This window comes from Actinospica durhamensis (assembly GCF_018139695.1).
Lineage (GTDB): Bacteria > Actinomycetota > Actinomycetes > Streptomycetales > Catenulisporaceae > Actinospica > Actinospica durhamensis.
The window spans coordinates 1-402 of sequence record NZ_JAGSOG010000845.1; the positions used below are offsets into that span (position 1 = coordinate 1).

1 protein-coding gene is annotated in these 402 nt (G+C 68.2%); it reads right to left on the reverse strand.

All coding sequences use genetic code 11. From position 1 onward, the window contains the following. Positions 1-402, reverse strand: a 402-nt coding sequence (locus KDL01_RS42505; protein ID WP_212534353.1) for an acyl-ACP desaturase, incomplete at both ends; no start/stop codon positions are given.

Genomic DNA, 402 nt, shown 5'->3' on the forward strand with positions numbered 1-402 from the left:
GTTGTAGACCTCGCCGATGGCCATCTGCGCGGCGGCCCGCTCGAAGCCGGGGATGCTGTGGCCGGGCATCCGGAAGTTCACGACGACGTCGCGCACCGCCTGCATCGTCAGGTCGGGGGCGATCTCGAAGGCCGCCTTCAGGAGGTTGCGGTAGAAGACCATGTGCAGGTTCTCGTCGGTCGCGATGCGCGCCAGCATGCGGTCGCAGACCGGGTCGCCGGACTGGTGGCCGGTGTTGCGGTGCGAGATGCGGGTGGCCAGCTCCTGGAAGGCGACGTAGGCCACCGAGTGCAGCATCGAGTGCCGGTTGTCCGACTCGAAGCCCTCGCTCATGTGCGCCATGCGGAACTGCTCCAGCTTGTCCGGGTCCACCGCCCGCGAGGCGAGCAGGTAGTCCCGCAT